This window comes from Martinezella rhizogenes (assembly GCF_007002745.1).
In the GTDB taxonomy this organism is placed as follows: Bacteria; Pseudomonadota; Alphaproteobacteria; order Rhizobiales; family Rhizobiaceae; genus Agrobacterium; species Agrobacterium cucumeris.
The window spans coordinates 365,630-389,226 of record NZ_SGNY01000005.1 but is presented as its reverse complement, the minus strand read 5'-3'; the positions used below and the strand labels follow the sequence as shown (position 1 = coordinate 389,226).

The window sequence follows — 23,597 nt, the reverse complement described above, 5'->3', positions numbered from 1 at the left end:
TCCACGCATAACAATTCTCCACTCAAATCAGTAAATTCAACATAAAACTCATATATTTATGCGTAGTTGGTCCGCAATCCGCAAATTGCAGGTCAGTAAAATCGGTTTTGCCCGCAGATTCTCATCCGTCTTCAGTCAAAAATATACAATCCACCAGCGCATATATTTTATATGTTTCCGCATTGATTATTATATAAATATATATTTACGGAAGTCGCCCAGACCGCGACTGGCCTGCCCTCTTCCTATCGACCATCGAATCAAAATTCTCCTTCTGATTGTGTAAATATTGCTTCTTGAGCTTCCGATTTCGAAGCTTTGCCCTGGCATAAAGAGATCGTGCCAGCCTCCTCCTCATCAGCGCAGTATCTGCCCGAGTAACAATGACGTACATTTCATAGAGATTCATTTGGACACACCTTTCCTGTCACGCGACACAGTTGCGACCGTGTTGTGAGCTTCATCTCTTTTTCCACCAGCCTTTCAGCTCGATGGGCATTGCAACGGGGCACTGAAAATTGCCACCTGTGGGAAATAAAGACACTTATCAGTGCCCCGCATCAGCGCTTTATGCCTGCAAAGCGAGTCCTTCAGCCAATGCGTTCGGAGAAATAGAAAGGCCCACCACAACCAGATTCTATCTCTCCTCCGGTCATTGCCAGAGGACTTTGCCTGTCAGACCCCGAATATGAGATTGACGTCTTTCTCTCACAGCCGGCGCTGGTTCAGTTTCAAAACCGGAATGTCTCCCGGTTCATCACGGAACAAGGGCAATATAAATCAGGCAAACAAGGCGGGGACGAACGGGGAAACAAAAATCTTTCCCCAAAGCTAAAGAAGCTAGGGGAACAGCGTTAATTCGTTGAAAATATATATCCTTTCAAGTCGAAATATGCAGGCAGCAATCACGGCAGCCAGTCAAAACAACTTTTCACTTTAGCTTCATCATCAAGCTAGCATGATTATGTCTACTTATGGCCCGAAGCGGTCATCAGGCGGCCGCCCGGACATCCAGAAGGCTTCTTGCGCAGTCGATGATCGTGTCAGCGGCCGGACGCGGGGTATAGCCGAGAACCTTTCTTATTTTGTCCGTCGACAGTCGAAACCGCCTGCCGACCAGAGGCGCGATCGTCCTAAGTTGCGAATTGAATGGAATCAGCAATTTCGTAAGGAGGACAGGCAGGCTCTTGGTCGGGACATTCGTCGCCTGTCGGCCGAGGCCATGCCTCAAGGCGGCCGCTATGTCGCCCATCCATAGGAAGTCGCCAGTTGCGATGAAGCGTTCGTTCTTTGCCTGTGGAGACGTCATCGCCCGGATGTGAATATCCGCCAGATCGCGGACGTCGGTGATCCAGAAGCCGAGTTTCGGCAGGACCTTCGGCTGTCCTTTTAGCAATCCGCCGATGATATCGACCGATCCCGTCGTTTCGGCGGACAGGATGGGGCCGAAGATCGCGCCGGGCATGATGGTGGTGAATTCGATCGCTCCGTCTTGCGCCGTCACGAATTCCCAGGCGGCTTTCTCGGCGAGAATCTTCGAGACGCGATAGGCGTCGAACTGCGGATCGTCGGGATCGGCCCACATGGTCTCGTCGCTGACGACGTCCCGGCTCAACGGTTGCCGAGCGGTGGCGGCCGCCGATGTCATGACAACACGTTTCACGCCGGCCTTCGTCGCGGCTTTCAGAACCCTGAGCGTGCCGTCGCGGGCCGGTGCGACCAGACCATAGCGATCGCCACTCGCAGCGCCGGTGAGCGGCGACGCGACATGTAGCACGTAGTCGCAACCCGCCATCGCGTCATCCCAGCCGGTATCATTGAGCAGGTCAGCGGCATGAACCGTCAGGTTCGCATCGGCCTCGACCTCGCGCGCAACGGCAGCGCGGATTTGCGATTCCTTGCCCAAGGAACGCACCGTGGTTCGAACGCGATAGCCGCGCTTCAGCAGCTCGGCGATACACCAGCCGCCGACATAGCCGGTTCCTCCGGTGACCAATACGGTTTCACTCATGGATATCTCCTGATTTTCCGAGCCAGAGAGGAAGCTTTCCCCGTCTGCTGATACGGTAGACCGCCGCGGGCGGCAGGTTGTGAATGGTGCGGCCGAGAAGCGTCGCCTTCAGGCCCAGACGATCGAGAATGACACGGGGCACAGGGCATCTGGGGCCATATGTGAACTGATAGAAATTGCCGCCGGCGCGCAGGTGCCGAAAGCTGCCCGACAGGATCGCCATCACCTGGCGCGGCGGCATGGAGAGAAGCGGCAGGCCGCTGACGACGGCTCCGCATTGGGCGTCCATACGCTGGTTTCCAAGGCGGGCTGCGTCGGCTTTCAGGACCGTTGCGCCGGGAAACCTGTCCGCCATCATGTCTGCAAAGCAGGGCTCTCGCTCAACGAGCACAAGCTTGTCCTCCCTGACGCCTCGGCCCAGCAGCGCGCGCGTGAACACCCCAGTGCCTGGGCCTAGCTCGATGACATGCCCTGCATTCCCGTCGATCTCCTGCGTGATGAGTTGGGCAAGCGAACGGCTTGACGGCGTGACCGAAGCAACGCCAAGCGGTCGGCGCAGCCACGCCTTGAGGAAGAAGAGACCGTCGGAAATGGCGGATGTCGAGTTCAAGATCATCTTCCCTGGCGTCCAGATTGTTCACGATTGATCGGAAAAGTCTACGGGTGTATACCTCAAGGAATGAGATAAGTCTACAGTTGTATACATGAAAGATGCCGAATGAAAAAAGATGCGGCGAAAGCGAAGAGAAGTGCTTCCGCAACGCGGGATGCAATCCTGACGTCGGCCCGGCGCGCGTTCGCTGAAAAGGGCTATGACGGCGCTGGCGTGCGCGAGATCGCCGCCGGCGCCGGGGTTACCGCGATGCTGGTGAACAGGTATTTCGGTTCGAAGGAGAAACTGTTTGCCGAAGTCGTCGCGTTGACCATGGCGTCCCCGACGATCCTGACGCGCGAGAATCTCGCATCAGCCGATCTGGCGCGAACAATGGCGAAGGCGCTTGTAAGCATCACGCGCGGTGAGGATACGCCACTGGATGGGTTCCTGATCATGTTTCATTCGTCATCCAGCAAGCGGGCCGCTGAGATAGGCAGGGAACAGATCGAGGCGGGACATCACAAGACGATGAAGAATGCACTCACAGGAAACCTGGTTCCTGAACGTGCGGCACTGATCCTGTCGATCGTCGCTGGGTTTCAGGTGATGCGGCAAATGATGGGCCTGTCCGCCCTCACGGAAGCCGATCCCGAAGACCTTGTCGATCTGATTGCACCGCTATTGCGGATGCTTATCGACGGTGCGGCTCAAGCTGAGGTTTGAGAGAAACGGACGTCCGCTCTTGGCGCAAAGCCGCCAAACGATTGTCGTCTCAAACGAACTAAAGGCTGTTTTAGACAACAATTACCCTATGCAGACCAAGGCTTTCCGGCACCAACAGCCGGAGCGCTTCCAGCGTCATTTCGCCCATTCATAGAAAGACGTCCGTTCAGCAATTTTGACGGACTTCCTTCTGCTGTTGTCGATAAACCAAATGATGACAATGGCCTAAGTTGGGACACATTCACTTTTCGAGCACAGCAAAATCCTTGGAAACTTTATCGCCCACAACTAAGCGTGACAGCTTGTCATCACGGTAAGCGTCCCCTTTGGTATCGTCGCCAGACCATCCTGCAAGCTATCCATGTCGGCAACGTCCATTTCACTCTGCACCAACTCCACCTGATCAGCGAATTAATCGAGATCAGTGACGCTCTGTTGTTTCTGATCGTCTGGCAGTTCAGGAACGTATGAGAGTGCCCCCATTCCCGTTCGACCCACTGCCGAGAGACAGTCGATCGGAGTAAGCAGGGTATAGTCGATGCCGGCCCGCTGGAGACGGCGATCCAGCAACAGACGGCCCCACCCACCCGGCAGGCTGTCATTGAATAGCCCATGAAGCCCGTCAAACGGATCGCGAGGCGCTGCAATCAATTCAGCAGAGGCCATCATATGGAATGGTGAAATCAAAAAGGGCGCAGCCAGAAACTCCGCCGCGTACTCGAAATACACCCTCCGTTCCCTGCCACTCCAGGCAAGCGTGCCGAACTTTCTCTCGTTCCCTTCGAGCTCCAGATAAACGCTCATCTGCTGGATTGGCTTGAACTTAACTTCCGGCGCACACGCTGCCTGAGAGGACGGTCAATGACATCCTCGATATTCTGCGGCGGCCGAGCTGGAAACAAGCCTTCGAACTCAGCCTCCGCCTGAAGGGCAAACGCAATTTTCACGAGACTTTCGAGGGAGATTTTTCCGGTCTCTTCAAATAGCCTCAGCGATCCGTAAGAGACATTCGATCTTGCAGCCAGTCCACGCTGGGTCAATCCATGCTCGATCCTTCGGCGCTTCATTCTGTCCGCCAGACCCCTGATAATTTCCGCCGGCGAAGACAGGTTAAATGCCAACATATTGTCACCTAACTGCGGATATGGAGGTTTAATGCCAAAATAATGGCATTTATATATTTCCGCAAGTTGATGATGAAACTGGTCGCAACAGCCGTATCCGGGAAGGTGAAAGTGGTGGCGCAGCCGCCGTCGCGAGCAGCGGCACGACAGAAGGTACCGACGCTCGGATTGACGCTGTTTGGCAATATCCAAGGCATGACAATCACCGAAAGATTCATCGCTAAATGGCTAAAACACCCAGTTTCCAAGCGATGCCTGGAAGCCTTCACGTCACCTCAAGGGGTAAGGTTTCCATTCCCTAAGCGACAAGCGGCGCGGCAGACTTCGAATGCGCGTGGGAAGTGTTCAGTCGGCGAGCCACGATATCATGGTTGAGCCACAGGACAGGACCGGAGGGTTCAGACGCTTCGCCGAAAATCAGCTGCCCGGTTGCCTTCACAACGAGGCCGCTCAGGAGGTCGCTGATCATCACCTTTCTGTCGCGATGCATCTGGGTGATCTCATTGGAGGTGCCGATGGTCAAATCAGCCTGCGCCTGGCTGTTTGCCATGGGCCAGGCCGAAAAATCATAGAACGGACGCATGACCTCGCTGGCCTGCATGGCGGCGATCTTGCCGAAGACGTCTTCCATGGTTAAGCCATCGGCCAGCAACTGCTCGCAGGCCTGCCACTGTTCGTCTGCCCATTGGCCGCCGTTTTCTTTCTTCAATGCAAGCAGCAGCGGAATAAGGGGCAGCTCGATACCCGTGAACACATCGGACGAATTGGTGCGGATTTCGGGGCAGTTATAGACAGTTGCCTTGATGCCTCTCGCCCAGGCTTCCTCTGCAATGCCTTCGAGCCGCATCTTGGCATAACCCTGCGTGTAGTTGGTGTAGGTCTGCCAACGATAGCTTCCGTCAATGAGGACGGCTGATCCGTGGTAACCATAGGCCGTGTATCGCACCTGTCCGCCCGAAGCTTCGACGCGCTCGCGGATCGCCGCGCTGAAATCAATGAGATGGCGGAAGGTGTTTGCGGAGACCTCGTCAAAATTCTGCAGGATGAGTTTTCCCAGATCACTGTCGAGCAGGGTCTGCGACGACATGTGGCGGGCTCCGGTTCCCTTGTAGATTCGATTGGCCACGACCAGGAACACCTTCGCCTTCGGGATGCCTCCGGCCATTGTGTGGGCGAAGAAAACATTGCGGCCGGCGGGGATCATGCCATCGAGAACGGCCATGACTTTTGAAAGCGATTCCTTAAAACGCGCAGTGGCGATATCGCGGCATTGCCCGACATAATCCCAGTCGAGCTTGTCATGTTCCCAGCTCTCAAGCGTCATATTTGCCAGGAGATCGGTGGGCGTTGGGCCGCCTTCGGGCGCATCCAGATCGAAACCCGCCATGAGAGGGATGTTGATGATCCTGCCGCCCAGCTGGGCCTCCGCCGAAGACAGTTCCTCGGCGTTGAGCGGCCGCAGCACGTTGTTCTCGTCGCGCCGCCCGACCGTGATCCCGACAATCTCCATTCCAGCCCGTCTGGCTTCATCGAGCAGGCCGGTCGCGTATCCGCGGCCGAACAGTTCGCCGAAAAGGACGAAAACATCGCCTTTACGGAAGACCGTGTTCTCGGAAAGATGATTCAGTGCAAACGGGTTTTCCATACTGTCAGCTCTTTGATTCGTGTGTCGTAGAACAATGGCTCATACGAACTTCACAAACACATGACCGCACACGCACGGAATGGAAACTCATTTTCGGTGACCGATTATTTCAAAACGTGAAGTTGGCCGCTGTTGTGCCTGCAATTCAGGGGAATGCAGGGGTGGCGGGCGATCAGCGCGCCGACAGCGAAGCGGGCTCGCTTCGCAAGCGGCGACACGGGGAATAAACGCTTCGCAGGGAAAACTGATCTCGCCACAGATGGAATGGCGCATACCCTGCTACGATCTGATACATAAAGGCAGGTTTCTGGAAACATGCCGGATACCTGCGGCGCAGATCATTGCCTGATCTTTTTCGGATCAGGCAGGATTTTCATGGAGAAGCAGGTTTTCTTCGCCGTTGCCCTTTCGGTTGCGGCAGCAGGTTTTGGCAGCGTTTATTCAAGCCGGGCGAAAACGCCGCCGGAAAACGCTTCCCCCATCTACGGCGTTACACTCCCCGAAGGATACCGTGACTGGACGTTCATCGCACCCGCACAGGAAGCGCCGCCGCTGGACGAGCTTCGCGCTGTTCTGGCAAACGATATCGCCGTCAACGCCTACAGGACCAAGACCCTGCCCTTTCCCGACGGCTCGATACTGGTGAAGCTTGCCTATAAGCGGCAGCAGTCAACGGAGTTTCCGCCGGCCACCGTGCCGGGAGCGGCAACCACCGTGCAGGTGATGGTGAAGGACTCCAAAAAATATACCGGCAGCCACGGCTGGGGCTTCGGGCGGTTTGTTGACGGCAAGCCGGTGGATGCCGCGCAGCATGAGACCTGCCTCGCCTGCCACGAGGGCAACGTCAAGGACCACGATTTCGTCTTCACGCGATATGCGCCGTAACCCGAGACGGGGCTGTTCGGGTTCGCTTTCGCAGCCGCGCGCCGGAGGCGGCTTTTACACTCGATTACAAATTCACCGAGGCCCCGACACATCAGGGATACGTGAGGCCCGGAAATTGGCGCCATCGCCGGGTGGCCTTCGCCGCTCGAAGCCGGAACTCCCGCCTGAAAGGAAAAGATGATGACGTTTCTGGTCATTGCCTATCTCGGAGGGGCGCTGACAATTCTCAGCCCCTGTATCCTGCCCATTCTCCCCTTCGTTTTTGCGCGGGCGGGGCAACCGTTCCTGCGCAGCACGTTGCCCCTGCTTGCGGGAATGGCGGCAACCTTCTGCGCCGTTGCGACACTGGCCGCCGTGGGCGGCAGCTGGGCAATCAGCGCCAATGAATATGGCCGGTTCGGGGCGCTTGCGCTGCTTGCGGTCTTCGGTGTCGCGCTCGTCTCGCCCCATGCTGCCAGCATCATCACCCGCCCGGTCGTCGACCTGGGCAACCGGCTCGCCAATGCTGCTGGCAAGCCCGGGGCAATGCCGGCGGTCGCGGGCTCCCTGACGCTCGGCATCGCCACCGGCCTGTTATGGGCACCCTGCGCCGGACCGATCCTCGGGCTCGTACTGACAGGCGCGGCCCTGAAGGGGGCCAATCTGGAAACCAGCCTGCTGCTCGCCGCCTATGCCGCCGGCGCAGTCACCTCGCTTGCCGTCGCCATACTGGTCGGAGGCAAGGTGTTTGCGGCCATGAAACGCTCACTGGGTTTCAGCGAGCGTATCCGGCAGGTGCTCGGCGCGGCGGTGCTTGCCGGCGTCGCGGTCATCGCCCTCGGGCTGGATACGGGTTTCCTGGCGCAGATTTCCTATGCAAGCACGGCATCCTTCGAACAGCAGGTGCTCAATCGGCTCCACACCACCAAAGCGCCTGAGGTGGCGACGGCGGCGGCTGATGGCGCTGCCACGGCCCGGTCGAGTTTGCCGATTGAGGGCAAGGCGCCATCGCTTGATGGTGCCGTCGAGTGGCTCAACTCCCAGCCGCTCACACGCGAACAATTGCATGGCAAGGTTGTCCTCGTCGACTTCTGGACCTATTCATGCATCAACTGCATCCGCACTATTCCCTATGTGCGTGCCTGGGCGGAGAAATATCGGGATCAGGGCCTCGTCGTCATCGGCGTTCACGCCCCCGAATTCGCCTTCGAAAAGAAGATCGACAATGTCAGGCAGGCCGTCGCCGGCTTCAGGATCGACTACCCGGTGGCAATTGACAATGATTACAGGATCTGGCGCGCCTTCGATAACAGCTATTGGCCGGCGCATTACCTTATCGATGCCAAGGGTCAGATCCGCTACCACCATTTCGGCGAGGGCGATTACCGGCAGACCGAAGAGGCGATCCAGGACCTGTTGCGCGAAGCCGGCAGCAGCGCCTCCGCCACCGCACCGGTGAATCCGCTGGCGACAGGGGCGGAAGCCGGTGCGGATATCGGGCACATACGCTCGGGTGAAACCTATGTAGGCTACCGGCAGGCTCGAAACTTCGCTTCGAACGAGGCGATGCGTACAGACATGCCGCGCGACTATTCCGTCACTACGCTGGCGCTCAACGAATGGGGGCTTTCCGGCAGTTGGACCGTTGGCGCGGAGGCGGCGGCACTTGATGCGGCTGATGGCGGCATCACCTATCGATTCAACGCCCGTGACCTGCATCTGGTCCTTGGGCCGGACGCAGCAGGAAAACCGGTTCGTTTCCAGGTCACCATCGACGGGCATCCGCCGGGTGAGGACCATGGCGCCGACACGGATGCCGAGGGCAATGGCACGGTCACCTCAACCCGCCTTTACCAGCTCGTCCGCCAGTCCGGCACCGTCGAAGCGCGAACCTTCGCCATCCGTTTCCTCGACCCCGGCGTACAGGCCTATGCTTTCACGTTCGGCTGACCCGGATTTTCCTTCCCTTTCCATCAAAACCAAAGGAGAAACATGATGCACCATCGTCTAGTGCCAAAATTCGCGCTTGCCGTCGCAACCGCACTGATCGCTTTTGCCGCACAGGCGGCAGAGGTGAAGAATATCGTCATCGTCCATGGCGCGCTGGCCGATGGTTCGGCCTGGCGCAGGGCGACAGACATCCTTCAAAGTCGCGGTTTCAACGTCACGATCGTGCAGGAGCCCATAACCGCTCTTGCCGATGACGTGGCAGCCACCAACCGGGTCCTCGATCTCCAACAGGGCCCCAGCCTGCTGGTTGGGCATAGCTACAGCGGGATGGTGATCTCCGAAGCGGGGAACCGGCCGGATGTTGCAGGGCTCGTCTATGTCGCCGCCTTCCAGCCCGAAAAAGGAGAGAGCCTTCTCGATCTCGCCGGCTCGAAACCGCCCGCCGGCACAGGCATCAAGCCGACGAAGGATGGCGCGTTCCTCTATCTCGATCCGGCCGTCTTTGCACAAGATTTCGCCGGCGACCTGCCGCATGAGGACGCCGCCTTCATGGCAAGAAGTCAAGTCTTCGCCGCCAAGGCCGCCTTTGCCGCCAAGGCCGGCGAACCGGCCTGGAAAACCAAGAAAAGCTGGTCGATTGTCGCAACGCAGGACCGGTCGATCAACCCCGATCTGGAACGTGACATGGCCAAGCGCGCCGGCAGTGTGGTGACCGAGATTGCGGCAAGCCACGCGGTCTTCGCCTCCCAGCCCGAAAAGGTCGCTGACGTCATCGAACAGGCCGCCCGGCAATCCGCGAAATAATCGGCGCCCGCATCGAACTTCAGCACAGCCGCTCCGGACACCGGGGCGGCTGATTGCTTTCGGAGGGCGAACCGAATGTATCAGTCTGTATCCGGAATGCGCCCTGCTACAAAACCATTCACATTCGTCCGCCTTGGGACACATCGAGGATACACGCACGGCGTTACCTGCCCACATCCAACATGGACAGGAGAGACAGCAATGAATTCCGAGATCAATTTCCAGCGTCGGCGCTTCTTCGGCATTGCCGCAATGACGGTTGCCGCCGTCGAATTCGGGGCAGCAGGCCTTGCTCATGCCAAGGGCGAAGCGCTTCCGCCTCAGCCATCAACCAGACGCGACGGAGCTACCTCCTTTGGTGCCCTGAAGCAGGTTGAAGCAGGCGTACTCAGTGTCGGTTATGCAGAAGTCGGCCCTGCAGACGGCCCGGTCGTGCTGCTGCTGCATGGATGGCCCTACGATATCTACAGCTATGTCGATGTCGCACCCGTTCTTGCATCGGCAGGATATCGGGTACTCATCCCCTATCTGCGCGGTTATGGCACGACCCGTTTTCTCTCGAACGACACGGCACGCAACGGACAGCAGGCGGCGCTTGCGGTCGACATGATCGCTTTCCTCGACGCACTCGGCGTCAAACAGGCGGTCGTTGCCGGTTATGACTGGGGCGCTCGCACCGCCGACATCATGGCAGCTCTCTGGCCCGAGCGTTGCGCCGGGCTGGTATCGGTCAGCGGCTATCTTATCGGCAGCCAGGAGATCAACAGGAAGCCGCTTCCGCCCAAGGCGGAACTCTCCTGGTGGTACCAGTTCTATTTCGCGACAGAACGCGGTCGTGCAGGCTATGCCGCCAACACCCGCGACTTCGTGCGCCTGATCTGGCAGACGGCATCTCCGACCTGGAAATTCAGCGACGAGACCTTTAATCGTTCTGCACCCGCATTCGACAATCCCGACCATGTGGCCATAACCATCCATAACTACCGCTGGCGGCTTGCCCTGGCAGACGGGGAAGCCAAGTACGATGATTACGAGCACCAGCTTGCGAAACTGCCCGTCATCACCGTGCCGACAATAACGCTGGAAGGCGACGCCAACGGCGCGCCGCATCCGGACCCTTCCGCCTACGCATCGAAGTTTTCCGGCAAATATCAGCATCGCAATATCAGCGGCGGCATCGGCCACAACCTGCCGCAGGAAGCCCCCGAGGCTTTTGCCAGGGCTGTTCTGGACGTCGCAAAGCTTTAAACTTGCCGACGCCCGCGAACCGTTGTCTTACTGCACATGACAACAGGGGACGCGGTAGCGGGCCACTCGAACCGCCCGGACGACGAAAGCATCCAATGGAACATATCGACCATATCCTCGTCGTGGATGACGACAGGGAAATCAGGGAACTGGTCTCCAGCTACCTGAAGAAGAACGGCCTGCGTACCAGCGTGGCAGCCGATGGACGGCAGATGAGAAGTTTTCTTGACGGTAATACCGTCGATCTCATCGTGCTCGACGTGATGATGCCGGGCGATGACGGGCTGGTTCTATGCCGGGAGTTGCGGGCGGGGAAACATAAAGCCACGCCGGTGCTGATGCTGACCGCCCGCGATGACGAGATGGATCGCATTATCGGGCTCGAAATGGGCGCCGACGACTATCTCTCGAAGCCCTTCGCTGCCCGCGAGCTTCTTGCCCGGATCAAGGCCATCCTGCGCCGCACGCGGATGCTGCCTCCCAATCTGCAGATCAGCGAGGCCGGGCAGCTCCTGACCTTCGGTGACTGGCGCCTCGACACCGTGGGCCGCCACCTGCTGGACAGGGAGGGCACGACCGTTGCCTTGAGCGGGGCTGAGTATCGGCTTCTCAGGGTTTTCATCGATCATCCCCAGCGCGTCCTCAACCGTGACCAGCTGTTAAATCTGACCCAGGGACGCGATGCCGAGCTTTTCGACCGGTCGATCGACCTTCTCGTGAGCCGCGTGCGCCAGCGGCTGGGGGATGACGCGCGTGAACCCGTCTACATCAAGACGGTGCGGGCGGAAGGATATGTCTTTGCGGTGCCCGTGGAAATTTCGGAGCCGAGGGTATGAACGGCCCGCGCCTGCTCACCGCCTGGTGGCCGCGCTCATTGCGCTCCAGACTTTTCATCATCCTTTTTACCGGCCTTGCCATCGCCTACGGCCTGTCGTTCAGCATCCTCTTTGCCGAACGATACATGTCGGCAAAGGCGGTCATGCTCGGCACTCTGGAGCAGGATCTGGCGGTATCGATCGCCATCATCGACCGCCTGCCTGCGAATGAGCGGGCGCAGTGGGTGCATCGCCTGAGCAGCAGCAGTTATCAACTCGTCCTCGGCCCCGGGCTTCCCGGTGTCTCGGACATGTCCGGCCACGGCGCCGAAATTGCGCAGAGGATCGAGGAGGCGGCGGGACACCGTTTTCCCGTGAGGGTCGAGTCCATTCCCGGGGACGGCAAGCGGCTTCAGGCGCATTTGACGCTATCGGACGGGGCACCTTTGACAATCGACGTGACACCGCGCGGCGTCATGCCCCTGGCGGAATGGCTGCCTTATGTCTTCGCCGCCCAGATGGCGCTTCTGTTGCTCTGCACGTGGTTTGCAGTGCGACAGACGACCAGACCGCTCAGCACGCTTGCCGCGGCAGCGGAAGCGTTGGAACCGGGGGAAAAGGGGTTGCCGATGAGTGAGAGCGGACCAAGCGAAGTTGCCCACGCCGCCCGCGCGTTCAACGCCATGCGCGATCGGGTCGCGCAATATCTCGAGGAGCGCGTCCAAATTCTCGCGGCGATCTCGCACGACCTGCAGACGCCCATCACCCGGATGCGGTTGCGGGCCGATATGGCTGACGATACGCCGGAAAAGGAGAAGCTGGTCAGCGACCTGCGTGAAATCGAACGTCTGGTGCAGGATGGCATCGCTTACGCACGCAGCGCTCACGGCAACGGCGAAAAATCATCCCGTATCGATCTGGCCTCTTTTATCGACAGCATCGCCTACGACTACCAGGATACCGGAAAAGCCGTCTCGGTTGCCGGCATGGTGCGCGGCACAGCGTCGACAAAGCCACATGCGTTGCGAAGAATCCTGACGAACTTCATAGATAACGCCCTCAAATTCGGCGGCAGTGCCGAAATTAAAGTGGACAGGCGTGACGAAGGTACGGTGGTTATCACAGTGCTTGATCGTGGGCCCGGCATTCCCGACGAGATGCTGCAAAATGCCATGCAGCCCTTCTTCCGGATTGAAACATCGCGAAACCGCGACACGGGCGGAACGGGTCTCGGACTGGCGATCGCGCAGCAGCTCGCCGGAACGATCGGCGGCTCGGTTCGCCTCTATAACAGGCAGGGCGGCGGGCTTGCGGCCGAAGTGGCTTTTCCCTGACGGGAATGCGGGCCGACGATCACCCGCGACGAAACGCCGATACGTTTCGATACAGTTTCGCAGTTTCCGGAAACATGCCGGATACGCTGATCCATCAAAAAGCTCCTATCACGAAACGCCGCAGCAGCGGCAAATGAAAGGAGCCTCCCATGACCAGAATCGAGACTGTTCTTTATACCGGCAAGACCCGTACGACCGGCGGACGTGACGGATCGGCACAAAGCGATGATGGCGCGCTCGGCATCAAGCTCTCGCCTCCGGGCAGCGGAAAGCCGGGTACAAATCCCGAACAGCTTTTTGCGGCCGGCTGGTCGGCATGTTTCATCGGCGCCATGACAAAGGCAGCGGCGAAACACCAGCTCCGGCTCCCAGCCGACACCACCGTCGATGCGGAAGTTGACCTCGGCACGACGGGCGGCGAGTTCTTTCTGCAGGCGCGCCTGTCGATCAGCCTGCCCGGCATTGATCGCCCCGTCGCGCAGGCGATCATCGAGGACGCCCATCAGATCTGCCCTTATTCGAAGGCAACGAGGGGGAACATCGATGTTACGCTCAAGCTCGCTTAAGCCTGTTGTTTCCGCCCGTGCGTTTGTCATAGCCATCGTGTTTGCGGCGATATTCGCAGCACCGTGCATCTATGATGCAACATCTGACGAGCCCTCGCCGCTTTCGGGACTTCTGGGCGCGGTTTCAACGATGTGACCACAAGAAAACGGCTCGGCGGCCACCGCAGCCGTTTTCGCATTTCCACTTCTTCCTGCCATCCCCCTGATCAATCCAGGCAAGCCGCGCACGAGACATTGGCCGCCATCAACCTTGGCCGACGGCGACCTTTTGCGGTGATCAGCTTTTCACAAAGGCGAGCAAATCCGGATTGATGACATCAGCATGGGTCGTCAGCATGCCGTGCGGATACCCCTTATATACCTTCAGCGTGCCATTCTTCAGAAGTTTGACAGACAATTCAGCGGAATCTGCGATCGGCACGACCTGGTCGTCATCGCCGTGGAGAACGAGCGTCGGCACTGTGATCGCTTTCAGGTCTTCCGTCTGATCGGTTTCCGAAAAGGCCTTGACGCCGTCATAATGGGCCTTGGCGCTACCCATCATGCCCTGACGCCACCAGTTCTGGATGACACCGGGATAGACTTTGGCACCGGACCGATTGAAACCATAGAAGGGACCGGTCGGGACGTCGAGGAAGAACTCGGCGCGGTTTTCGGCCACGCCCCTGCGGAAGCTGTCGAAGATTTCGATCGGCAGGCCGCCGGGATTGGAAGGCGTCTTCAGCATCAGCGGGGGAACGGCGGAGACTAGAACCGCCTTCGCAACGCGGCCCTGCGGCTCACCGAATTTGGCCACATAACGGGCAACCTCACCGCCACCGGTCGAGTGGCCGATGTGAACCGCATTCCTGAGATCGAGATGTTCGGCGACGGCGGATGCATCGGCGGCATAGTGATCCATATCGTGGCCGTCGCTCACCTGCTGGGAACGGCCGTGGCCACGACGGTCGTGGGCCACAACGCGGTAACCGTTCTGGGCAAAGAACAGCATCTGCGCATCCCAGTCGTCGGAGGACAAGGGCCAGCCGTGATGGAAGACGATCGGCTGGGCATCCTTCGGACCCCAGTCCTTGAAATAGATATCGACGCCGTCCTTGGTCTTTACGAATGATTCGGTCATTGGAAATGCTCCTTCGTTGCGGGATGGGATGGATTTTGAAAATGCGATCGACGGCATGGCCATCGCTGTGGAAAGCGCGGCACCGGCCAGCAGAACCTGCCGTCTGGAAATTGCCAGCTCGACAGGATTGTCGGTCATTTGGATTTCTTGCCTGGTTTCACCGCGCGCGGCGGGTGGTTTCGAACAGGAACCAGGTCCGGCGCTCGGTCTCGTCAATCCAGTTTTCGATCAGGCTGGTGGTGGCGTGGTCGTTGAGGTCGGAGGTGAGGTTGTGCGTTTGCCGCAGGATGGCGGTAAGCTGCTTGTTGTCCTCGCGCAGCTCGGCGAGCATATCTTCGGGCGTGACGAAGTCTGCGTCATTATCAAGGAGGCGCTGAAGCCGGCCAATTTGACCGATGGAGCGAATGGTCGTGCCGCCGATCTTGCGCGCCCTTTCGGCAATGTCGTCGGTCATCGCAAATATCTGGGCGCCCTGTTCGTCCAGCAGGGTGTGATAATCACGGAAATGCGGACCGGAAACATGCCAGTGGAAATTCTTGGTCTTGATGTAGAGCGTGAAGACATCCGCCAGAAGCGCGGCGAGAGCAGCGGCGATGTCGCGGGTCGCTTCAGCGCCGAGGTCGGTCGGCGTTGCGAGTGGAAGCTTGCGGTGTCTGGCAATTGTGGTCGTGTCCATGATCGTTCTCCTTTTGCAATCGACCGCCCGTTGTTGAGCGCCCCTGTTGCGGCTGTCTGATCGGCACCGAAGATAGAAAGAAGGATGGCTCTGGAGAAATCGGCTGCTGGTACAGTCCACCCGATACCTAAGTGTAGTTTCGGCAGGTTCGGACCCGGGATAGTTTTGGCCTGTCGCCCCGCCCCAGGGCGATTGGCTCGCAGAAGCCATGAACTCCGGGTCCCCTCCCCGGAGCCGCGGATCTCCCCTCCCAATCCGCCAAGGCCGCCCCCGCCGCAGGAGGCGGCCTTTTTCGTTCCGACCTCGAGCGAGCAGGCAACCTATGCCTGAGTATGATGTTTACTCTTCCGCAGTTGCGTTAGCGTCAGCGGGCACGACAATCGTCAATCTGCAAATCGAAGGAATTCCGACATGGCAGAAGAACGGCCGGAAGGTATTGAAAAATACGATCATCCAGCTGGCGGCTGGGACGCGTTGAAAGCTGTTGCGAAAACGCTCGCGCATCAGCAGATCGTCGCACAGGGCACCATGACGCTGCTCAAGGCAAATCAGCCCGAGGGTTTCGACTGTCCCGGCTGCGCCTGGCCCGACCCCAAACACACCTCGTCCTTCGAGTTCTGCGAAAACGGCGCGAAGGCCATCACCTGGGAATCGACGGCGAAACGATCCGGACCCGAGTTTTTCGCACAACATACGGTTTCCGAATTGTGGCAATGGACGGATCACAAGCTCGAGGATGCCGGCCGGCTGACCCTTCCCCTGCATTACAATACCGAGAGTGATCACTACGAGCCGATAGCCTGGGACGAGGCATTCACCCTGATCGCGCGGGAACTCAACAAGCTCGATGATCCCGACAGGGCGGAATTCTATACCTCCGGCCGGGCGTCCAACGAGGCCGCGTTTCTCTACCAGCTTTTTGTGCGCGCCTACGGGACGAACAATTTTCCTGACTGTTCCAACATGTGCCATGAGGCCACCAGCGTCGGCCTTCCGAAATCCATCGGCGTTGGCAAAGGCACGGTGACGCTGGAGGATTTCGATCATGCCGATGCGATCTTCAGCTTCGGCCACAATCCCGGCACTAACCATCCCCGCATGATGACGACGCTGCATAATGCCGCAAAACGCGGCGTACCGATCGTCGTGTTCAATCCGCTGAAGGAACGGGCGCTGGAACGCTTTGCCGCCCCACAGGACCCGATCGAAATGGCGACGCTCTCCTCGACGCCGATCGCCTCCGCCTACCATCAGCTGCGCACCGGCGGCGATCTCGCAGCCCTCAAGGGCATCATGAAGGCGGTGTTCGAACTGGATGCGGAGAGCCTGAGGAACGGCGGCGACGGGTTGCTCGATCGGGTCTTCATCGAGGAACATACCGCCGGCCTCGACATGCTGCGCGCCGATATCGACGCCACCTCCTGGGATACGATCTGCTCCGTCAGCGGGCTGACGAAAGAGGCGATTGACAGCGTCGCCCGTGTTTATGTGAAAGCCTCGAACGTTATCATCTGTTACGGCATGGGCATTACACAGCACGCCAAGGGTACCGGCAACGTGCAGCAGATCGCAAACCTGTTGCTGCTGCGCGGCAATATGGGCCGTCCGGGCGCCGGGATCGCGCCCATTCGCGGCCACTCCAATGTTCAGGGGGATCGCACCGTCGGCATCACCGAGATCCCGAACAAGGCGCTGCTTGACGGCATGGAGCGCGCTTTCGGCTTTCGCCCCCCTGCGGAGAAGGGTCACAATGCCATAGAGGCCGTGGAGGCAATCATCGCCGGAAAATCCCGGGCGCTCATCTGTCTTGGCGGAAACCTCGCTGTCGCCATGTCGGACACCGGCGCGACCTTTAAGGGCATGCGCAAACTCGATCTCGCCGTCCACATCGCGACGAAGCTCAACCGCTCCCACCTTCTGACCGCCAGAACATCACTGATCCTGCCCTGTCTCGGCCGAACCGATCTGGATAGCCAGGCGTCCGGTCCGCAGGCGGTCACAGTCGAGGATTCCATGTCGATGGTGCATGCGTCCCGCGGTTTCCTCAAACCGCCGGGTGAACTGGTGAGGTCAGAGCCCGCCATCATCGCCGGCATCGCCAGGGCGACGATCGGAAATCGTCACGGAATTGACTGGGACTGGCTGATTGCCGATTACGACCGCATTCGCGACAAGATCGAGAAGGTCTTCCCCGACTTTACGGATTTCAACAGCCGGGTCCGGGTGAAAGGCGGTTTCCGCCTTGATGTCGCGGCCTCATTCCGTCGCTGGAATACGGAGAGCGGCAAGGCCAACTTCCTCCTCGCCACCGGGCTTGAGGAAGATCCGCGCATCTCCAATCCCGACGCCCTTGTGCTGACCACCATCCGCAGCCACGATCAGTACAATACGACGATCTATGGCATGGATGACCGGTATCGCGGCGTCTTTGGCAGAAGGGACGTTATCTTCATGAACCGGCACGACCTTGCCGAACGTGGCCTGAAGGATGGCGACAGCATCGACATTCACGGCATCGGCAAAGACAGCGAGGGACGCCACCTCGTGCATGGTTTCACCGCCGTCGAATATAATATCCCGAAGGGTTCGGCCGCGGGTTATTATCCCGAGATGAATGCGGTGGTGGCGCTCGGCCATTACGACCGTCTTTCTGGAACACCCTCCTACAAGGGCGTACCAATCACCGTAAGCGCTGCAACGGTCTGACCAGCGAAGCGCACGCGCGCACCGTAGACATCGGTGCGCGCCTGTGGACGAAAGGTATTACATGCAGATTTTTGCATATAACACCGCACCCATTTCCCGCTATCCTGATGCTTGGACGACGGAAACAACCAAGACCTATGTATAGGTCAGGTTGTGCTGAAAAAACCGTATTGTCGGCAAAAATCGCATCGGGGGAACAATGTCGATTGCGTCAAGGATGTTTCGCGCGCGTGAGCCGGAAGGCGGGACGCACCATCTGGCCTTTGGCCTTGGGGCGCTGGCGCTGGCGGCCGCGGTATTTTACGTCGATACCTATACCGACATAGAAGGGGCGATTGCCGTCCTCTATGTCATCACGATGCTTTTGGCCGCGCAGGCTGTAAGCTGGTCGGGACTGATCGCGATCTCCTGCGCCTGCGCCATTCTCTCCCTCCTGTCCTATGCAGCGACCCATGCGCAGGACGCGGATTTCCAGTCGGCCCTTCGGTTGGTCGTCGCCCTTGCAGCGCTTGCCGTCACGACCGTGCTGCTTCTGAAAACGGAGACCGCCCGGTTAGCGATGGTGTCGGTCAATACGGCACTGAAGGAAAGCGAAGAGCGTTATCGCTCTATCTTCGACCGCACGCGCGTCGCACTCTGGGAACGCGACTATTCGAAACTTCACGCCCTACTGATGGGCCTCAAGCAACAGGGCATCACCGACATGCGCGCCCATGCCCGCGCCAATCCGGACTTTGCGCAGCACTGCATCGATCTCATAACCGTCGTTGCGTCGAATGAGGCCGGAAAGGAAATGCTGGGTTACGACTCCTCAATCCGCGGCACTCTCCAGCAATCGGTCGTTTCTTCTTCCGGCAAATTCGTCGATGTCCTGCAGGCGATCATCGACAACCGGCCTGTCTTCGAAGACAAGGTGGTGGTGCGCACAGACACCGGCGAAGACAAGCTGGTGCTTCTTTCCATCAGTTTTCCTGCGGAAGCGGCCTCCTTCAACCGTGTGGTGGTCAGCATGGTGGATATCACCCAGCGCGAAATGGCGTTGAAAGCACTGGCGGAGGCGCAGGCGGAGCTGACAAAGGCCTCGAAGGCGGCGGCCGTCGGCGCCATGTCCGCATCGCTCTCCCACGAGCTGAACCAGCCACTTGGCGCCATCATCGTCAACGCGCAGACATTGCTGCGGTGGCTCGATCGCGATCCGCCGGATATTGCCGCCGCCCGCCGGTCGGCCGAACGCATGATCCGCGATGGGCAGCGCGCCAGTGAAATCATCCAGAACACACGCAGCCTGCTCGCCCATACGAGCGGCAAGATGGAAACCTTCGACCTGGATGAATTCATCGATGAAACGCTCAGTCTTCTGGAACATGAGCTGGAACGCAGCGGAACCACGGTATATGTGGAAAAAACCGCCACGCCGCTGATAATGGCTGTCAGGATCGAGTTGCAGCAGGTTCTCATCAACCTTCTCACCAATGCCATTCAGGCCATGGACGAGGCGGGCACCGATAATCGCACCATTACGGTGCGAAAGGAGCGCGAAGACAGCGACAATATCCATATTGCCGTTCACGACAATGGACCGGGTTTCCCGGTGCAGATGAAGGAAAAGCTGTTCTCTCCGTTTTTCACGACCAAGGAGACCGGAATGGGCATGGGGCTTTCCATCTGCCGCACGACACTGGAAGCACGGGGCGGCAGGCTTACCGGTGACAATCATCCTCTCGGCGGGGCGGTCTTTACCATTTCCATGCCGGTTAGCCAGGAGATGGAACATGCCTGAATTGCGCAAGTCGGCAAAGGAGCCACCATCACCCATCGTGTTCATCGTCGACGACGATTTGTCGATGCGCGAAGCACTCACCGATCTTTTCCGCTCCATGAAATTCGATGCCGAAGCTTTCGACAGCGCTGCCGCCTTTCTCGAAAAAGCCAATCTGAACCGGCCCGGCTGCCTGCTGCTTGATGTGCGGCTTCCGGGCATAAGCGGCCTTGATTTCCAGATGCAGCTGGAACGCGTCGGAAACAGGATGCCGATCATTTTCATGACCGGATTCGGCGATATCCCCATGAGCGTACGGGCGATGAAGGCCGGCGCCGTCGATTTTTTGACCAAGCCCTTCAAGGAACAGGACATTCTTGACGCCGTTGCGGCAGCGATGGAAAGGGATGCGTCGCAACGCCGCGAAAGCGCCCAGAATGAGGCCGTCACCTCCCTTGCCGAACAGCTGACACCAAGGGAACGCGAGGTCATGGGCGCTGTTGTCCGCGGCCTGATGAACAAGCAGATCGCCTATGAACTCGGCATCAGCGAAGTTACCGTGAAACTGCACCGTGGCAATGTCATGCGAAAAATGGAGGCCAGATCGGTCGCCGACCTCGTGCGGAAAGCAGAGCTGATCGGCGAGAAGCCCAGGCCACCTGTATCTTAGTATGGTATCTTTCGCAGGGGCACGCGCGCATAGAAGATGAAAGAAAAACAGAAAAGGTCGCTTTCATTGCCCCCCGTTCCCGTCATTGCCGTCGTCGACGACGATCCCGCCATTCGCGAAGCCATGGATGATCTCATCATGTCCTTCGGTTACGAATGCCGCCTGTATGCTTCTGCCGAACACTTTCTGGAAGCGCAGCAGCAGACGGACATCGACTGCATCATCGTGGATGTGAAGATGCCCGGACTGTCCGGCATCGAATTGCAGAGTGAGTTGAACCGGCGCGGCGAGCATGCGCCGATGATCTTCGTCACCTCCTATCAGGATGAGCGCACCCGGAATGCGGCCTTGAACGGTGGCGCTTTGGCCTTTCTCGGCAAGCCGGTGAACATCGTCAGTCTGATCGGATGCCTGGAATCCGTTCTCGCCCGGCCGTCCTGACGGCTGACGCTTCGCCACCGGGCAAGTGAGCCAGCCCATATCCGCTCGCAGGCAAGCCTTCCATCGCTTTAACTGCATCCTCTCAGGTAAAATCCGTCGCCACTTCATGCTCCGACGCCTGGCGTCCGGGCAGGCATTGCCGTTGAGCGGATACCTCTCGGCGCTTACCCCGCCGCCAACACCTTCCGCTATACGAACTAGACCTCTGTATAGATGCCGGCTCCGCTCCTCCGCCGTAGCCTTTGCTCCAGTCAAGCGCTTCCCCACCGAACGTTCCTGACGACACCATCACCCCTTTTTAGGAGCAGGGCATGACCTCCATCAGCAAGAATGCCGACCAGCAGAGACCCCGTCGTCTCAAAGTCGCAGCGGTGTTGGCACTGGGTACGGTTGCCGTGCTCGGTGGCAATGCTTTCCTGATCAGGAATAGCGAACCGGTGCTTGCAGTCTCCGAAGACGTCGCATCAGCCAGCGCCTTCCGCATCCTCACACCGCAGACGATTGACAGGCTGGGCGGACTTTCCGCTCCCGTGCCGGCGCTCAGTGAAACGTCCGAAGGCACACAGGCTGTTCCGGCACTGGACAAGACATCCTGCATCGCCACCCGCACCACCCGGAAAACCGACCGGCGCGACGCGCTCGATCCAAAAGCCTTCTGCCAGCTGCAACACCGCCTCTTTAATGCCGAGCTGATCGACCGCATCGCCGTGCTCCAGCTCGCATCGCAGACCCGCTCTATCGACACCTCGGCCGACACCTCGGCCCAATTCGCCATGAACAAGGAGTTCTGAAATGGAAACATTGACCAGACGCGCAGTCCTCGCAATCGGCGCCGTCGGCGGCACTGCTCTTGCCGCCAGCACGGCCGGAGCAGCATCTTTCGGCAATCCTGATCAGCCCGCCGAAGGCGCAATCAATGCCAATGCCGCGGGCCTCAGCGATCCCGGCCCGAAGAACCCCGCGATCAACGACCAGTTCCCATCCTTCCAGAGCCCGCCGGCAACCGATGTGGGCGACATGCAGCTCTTCTGGGGCTCGTTCAACAATGCCGCCAAACGTATCCAGAACGGCGGATGGGCACGCCAGGTCACCAAGTCGGACTTCGCGATTTCGGATGCCGTGTCCGGCGTCAACATGCGGCTGGGACCGGGCGGCATTCGCGAGATGCACTGGCACCGCGCCGCAGAATGGGCGATCATGACCAATGGGCGTTGCCGCATCACGGTGCTCGATACGCAGGGCCGCGCCTATGTACAGGATGTCGAGGCCGGTGATCTCTGGTATTTTCCGGCCGGTTACCCTCATTCGCTGCAGGGGCTTGGCCCTGAAGGATGCGAATTCGTCATCGTATTCGATGAAGGCGATCAGTCCGAATATGGCACCCTGCTTCTCACTGACTGGCTGGCGCATACCTCACCGGAACTGCTGGCCAAGAATTTCGGCGTCGCGCAGGACGTGTTCCGGAACATTCCGCTGCAGAACCTCTGGATTTTCCAGGGCAAGGAGCCAGGACCGCTCTCCGGGGATCAGGAGGCCGTTGCCGGTGCCGGTCTTCCCCCGTTCCCGTTCACCTATAAACTCGCTGCATCAAAACCGCTGAAGGAAAATGCCGCGGGCATTATTCGCCTTGCGGACAGCAGCGCCTTCACCGTGTCCAAAACCATCGCCGCCGCCATTGAAACGATCAAGCCCGGCGGTGTGCGCGAAATGCACTGGCACCCCAATGCGGATGAATGGCAATACTGGATCAAGGGCGAAGGCCGGATGACCGTGTTCGACGCGGGCCCGCGCAGCCAGACGGCCGACTTCCGCGCCGGCGATATTGGTTACGTGAAAAGAAGCCAGGGCCACATCATCGAAAATACCGGGACGACCGACCTGCAATTCGTCGCGGTCTTCAAGACTGCCGAATATCAGGAGGTCAGCCTGTCCTCATGGCTCACGCACACCCCGCCGGCGCTGGTGGCCCAGCATCTCAATGTCAGCATTGAGGATGTGGCAAAATTTCCCGCAAACCAGCCGGCGATGATGCCGGGCTGAACATCCATGAGCCCAAAGACCGGCATTTCGGCATGTCCGATCCGCCGGTCTTTGCCTACCGAGACAAGGCGACATCTGACCCGAATGGCCATTCAACTTGACGCAGCGTCCCGCGCCTTCAGCCACAGGCCGAATTCCTGAACAACGGCCACCACCTTCTCCAGCCGCCGGCCTTCCTCCGTCAGAGCATATTCCACCTTGATTGGCGTGGTCGGATAGACCGTGCGCGCCACGAGTTTTGCGTCTTCAAGTGCGCGGAGATCGAGGGTGAGCATTCTCTGGGAAATGCCCGGCACCAGTCTCCTGAGTTCGTTGAACCGCTTCGGCCCGTCCACGAGATAAGACACGATGAGCAGACGCCAGCGCCCGCCGAGCAGATGCATGGCTTGTTCAACGGAGCAGCCCGATACGGTGTCCTTCATCGGTTAGCCTTTCAGCTGCACCAGGTATAATTTATGTACCTAGATGACAAGTTTTTGCGTTCTTACGTTTTTATACCGCCTGAC

22 protein-coding genes are annotated in these 23,597 nt (G+C 59.0%); 14 read left to right on the top strand and 8 right to left on the bottom strand.

What is annotated here, in order from left to right; translation table 11 throughout:
- Positions 1-991: 991 nt before the first annotated feature.
- Both EXN68_RS17485 and EXN68_RS17480 read right to left on the bottom strand, forming a co-directional pair.
- Complete coding sequence (locus EXN68_RS17485) at positions 992-2,011, bottom strand: NAD-dependent epimerase/dehydratase family protein (protein WP_142842071.1); 1,020 nt, start codon at positions 2,009-2,011, stop codon at positions 992-994.
- Positions 2,004-2,627, bottom strand: a complete 624-nt coding sequence (locus EXN68_RS17480; protein ID WP_142842070.1) for a class I SAM-dependent methyltransferase — start codon at positions 2,625-2,627, stop codon at positions 2,004-2,006. Before EXN68_RS17480 ends, EXN68_RS17485 begins: the two co-directional genes overlap by 8 nt.
- 102 nt (positions 2,628-2,729) lie before the next feature.
- Here EXN68_RS17480 and EXN68_RS17475 point away from each other — a divergent pair, with 102 nt between their 5' ends.
- Positions 2,730-3,329: a TetR/AcrR family transcriptional regulator gene (locus tag EXN68_RS17475; RefSeq protein ID WP_142842069.1), complete on the top strand. Its 600-nt coding sequence runs from the start codon at positions 2,730-2,732 to the stop codon at positions 3,327-3,329.
- Positions 3,330-3,740: 411 nt separating this feature from the next.
- On the opposite strand, the gene EXN68_RS17470 is transcribed toward EXN68_RS17475, so the two are convergent.
- The 3 genes from EXN68_RS17470 to EXN68_RS17460 all read right to left on the bottom strand — a co-directional run bounded on the left by EXN68_RS17470 (position 3,741) and on the right by EXN68_RS17460 (position 6,098).
- The gene (locus EXN68_RS17470) at positions 3,741-4,133 is read right to left on the bottom strand and encodes a HipA N-terminal domain-containing protein (protein ID WP_237681426.1); all 393 of its coding nucleotides are present in this window, start codon (positions 4,131-4,133) and stop codon (positions 3,741-3,743) included.
- A complete protein-coding gene (locus EXN68_RS27920) occupies positions 4,130-4,645 on the bottom strand; it encodes a helix-turn-helix domain-containing protein (RefSeq protein ID WP_237681425.1) in 516 nt (171 codons plus the stop codon). Before EXN68_RS27920 ends, EXN68_RS17470 begins: the two co-directional genes overlap by 4 nt.
- Before the next feature lie 106 nt (positions 4,646-4,751).
- Positions 4,752-6,098, bottom strand: coding sequence for an enoyl ACP reductase FabMG family protein (locus tag EXN68_RS17460; protein ID WP_142842068.1), 1,347 nt, complete (start codon positions 6,096-6,098; stop codon positions 4,752-4,754).
- 375 nt (positions 6,099-6,473) lie between these two features.
- On the opposite strand from EXN68_RS17460, the gene EXN68_RS17455 reads away from it, so the two are divergent.
- The 7 genes from EXN68_RS17455 (at position 6,474) to EXN68_RS17425 (ending at position 13,679) form a co-directional block, all read left to right on the top strand.
- Entirely contained in the window at positions 6,474-6,983 is a 510-nt protein-coding gene (locus EXN68_RS17455; RefSeq protein WP_142842067.1) for a cytochrome P460 family protein, read from the top strand.
- A 180-nt stretch (positions 6,984-7,163) separates the two neighbouring features.
- Entirely contained in the window at positions 7,164-8,912 is a 1,749-nt protein-coding gene (locus EXN68_RS17450; RefSeq protein ID WP_193559531.1) for a cytochrome c biogenesis protein DipZ, read from the top strand.
- A gap of 45 nt (positions 8,913-8,957) precedes the next feature.
- Complete coding sequence (locus EXN68_RS17445) at positions 8,958-9,716, top strand: alpha/beta hydrolase (RefSeq protein ID WP_142842065.1); 759 nt, start codon at positions 8,958-8,960, stop codon at positions 9,714-9,716.
- Between the two features lie 201 nt (positions 9,717-9,917).
- The gene (locus EXN68_RS17440) at positions 9,918-10,964 is read left to right on the top strand and encodes an alpha/beta fold hydrolase (protein ID WP_142842064.1); all 1,047 of its coding nucleotides are present in this window, start codon (positions 9,918-9,920) and stop codon (positions 10,962-10,964) included.
- Positions 10,965-11,059: 95 nt separating this feature from the next.
- Positions 11,060-11,800 carry a response regulator gene (locus EXN68_RS17435; RefSeq protein WP_142842063.1) on the top strand — a complete coding sequence of 247 codons (741 nt, stop codon included), beginning with the start codon at positions 11,060-11,062 and terminating at the stop codon, positions 11,798-11,800.
- Positions 11,797-13,113, top strand: a complete 1,317-nt coding sequence (locus EXN68_RS17430; protein WP_142842062.1) for an ATP-binding protein — start codon at positions 11,797-11,799, stop codon at positions 13,111-13,113. The genes EXN68_RS17435 and EXN68_RS17430 overlap by 4 nt, the downstream gene beginning before the upstream one ends.
- Positions 13,114-13,262: 149 nt before the next feature.
- Positions 13,263-13,679, top strand: coding sequence for an organic hydroperoxide resistance protein (locus tag EXN68_RS17425; RefSeq protein ID WP_142842061.1), 417 nt, complete (start codon positions 13,263-13,265; stop codon positions 13,677-13,679).
- 277 nt (positions 13,680-13,956) lie between these two features.
- Here EXN68_RS17425 and EXN68_RS17420 read toward each other — a convergent pair whose 3' ends face one another.
- Together EXN68_RS17420 and EXN68_RS17415 are read right to left on the bottom strand one after the other, a co-directional pair.
- Positions 13,957-14,937 carry an alpha/beta fold hydrolase gene (locus tag EXN68_RS17420; RefSeq protein ID WP_142842060.1) on the bottom strand — a complete coding sequence of 327 codons (981 nt, stop codon included), beginning with the start codon at positions 14,935-14,937 and terminating at the stop codon, positions 13,957-13,959.
- A 19-nt stretch (positions 14,938-14,956) separates the two neighbouring features.
- Entirely contained in the window at positions 14,957-15,475 is a 519-nt protein-coding gene (locus EXN68_RS17415) for a Dps family protein (protein ID WP_142842059.1), read from the bottom strand.
- A 411-nt stretch (positions 15,476-15,886) separates the two neighbouring features.
- On the opposite strand from EXN68_RS17415, the gene EXN68_RS17410 reads away from it, so the two are divergent.
- The 6 genes from EXN68_RS17410 to EXN68_RS17385 all read left to right on the top strand — a co-directional run bounded on the left by EXN68_RS17410 (position 15,887) and on the right by EXN68_RS17385 (position 23,091).
- Complete coding sequence (locus EXN68_RS17410) at positions 15,887-18,181, top strand: FdhF/YdeP family oxidoreductase (protein WP_142842058.1); 2,295 nt, start codon at positions 15,887-15,889, stop codon at positions 18,179-18,181.
- Positions 18,182-18,380: 199 nt separating this feature from the next.
- Entirely contained in the window at positions 18,381-19,961 is a 1,581-nt protein-coding gene (locus EXN68_RS17405) for a PAS domain-containing sensor histidine kinase (RefSeq protein WP_142842057.1), read from the top strand.
- On the top strand, positions 19,954-20,610 hold the full coding sequence (locus EXN68_RS17400) for a response regulator transcription factor (protein ID WP_142842056.1): 657 nt from the start codon (positions 19,954-19,956) through the stop codon (positions 20,608-20,610). Before EXN68_RS17405 ends, EXN68_RS17400 begins: the two co-directional genes overlap by 8 nt.
- Positions 20,611-20,676: 66 nt before the next feature.
- The gene (locus EXN68_RS17395; protein ID WP_142842055.1) at positions 20,677-21,051 is read left to right on the top strand and encodes a response regulator transcription factor; all 375 of its coding nucleotides are present in this window, start codon (positions 20,677-20,679) and stop codon (positions 21,049-21,051) included.
- A gap of 311 nt (positions 21,052-21,362) precedes the next feature.
- A complete protein-coding gene (locus tag EXN68_RS17390) occupies positions 21,363-21,842 on the top strand; it encodes a hypothetical protein (protein WP_142842054.1) in 480 nt (159 codons plus the stop codon).
- 1 nt (position 21,843) lies between these two features.
- Complete coding sequence (locus EXN68_RS17385) at positions 21,844-23,091, top strand: oxalate decarboxylase family bicupin (RefSeq protein WP_142842053.1); 1,248 nt, start codon at positions 21,844-21,846, stop codon at positions 23,089-23,091.
- 92 nt (positions 23,092-23,183) lie between these two features.
- On the opposite strand, the gene EXN68_RS17380 is transcribed toward EXN68_RS17385, so the two are convergent.
- Positions 23,184-23,513: a winged helix-turn-helix transcriptional regulator gene (locus tag EXN68_RS17380; RefSeq protein WP_161991371.1), complete on the bottom strand. Its 330-nt coding sequence runs from the start codon at positions 23,511-23,513 to the stop codon at positions 23,184-23,186.
- Positions 23,514-23,597: the final 84 nt, after the last annotated feature.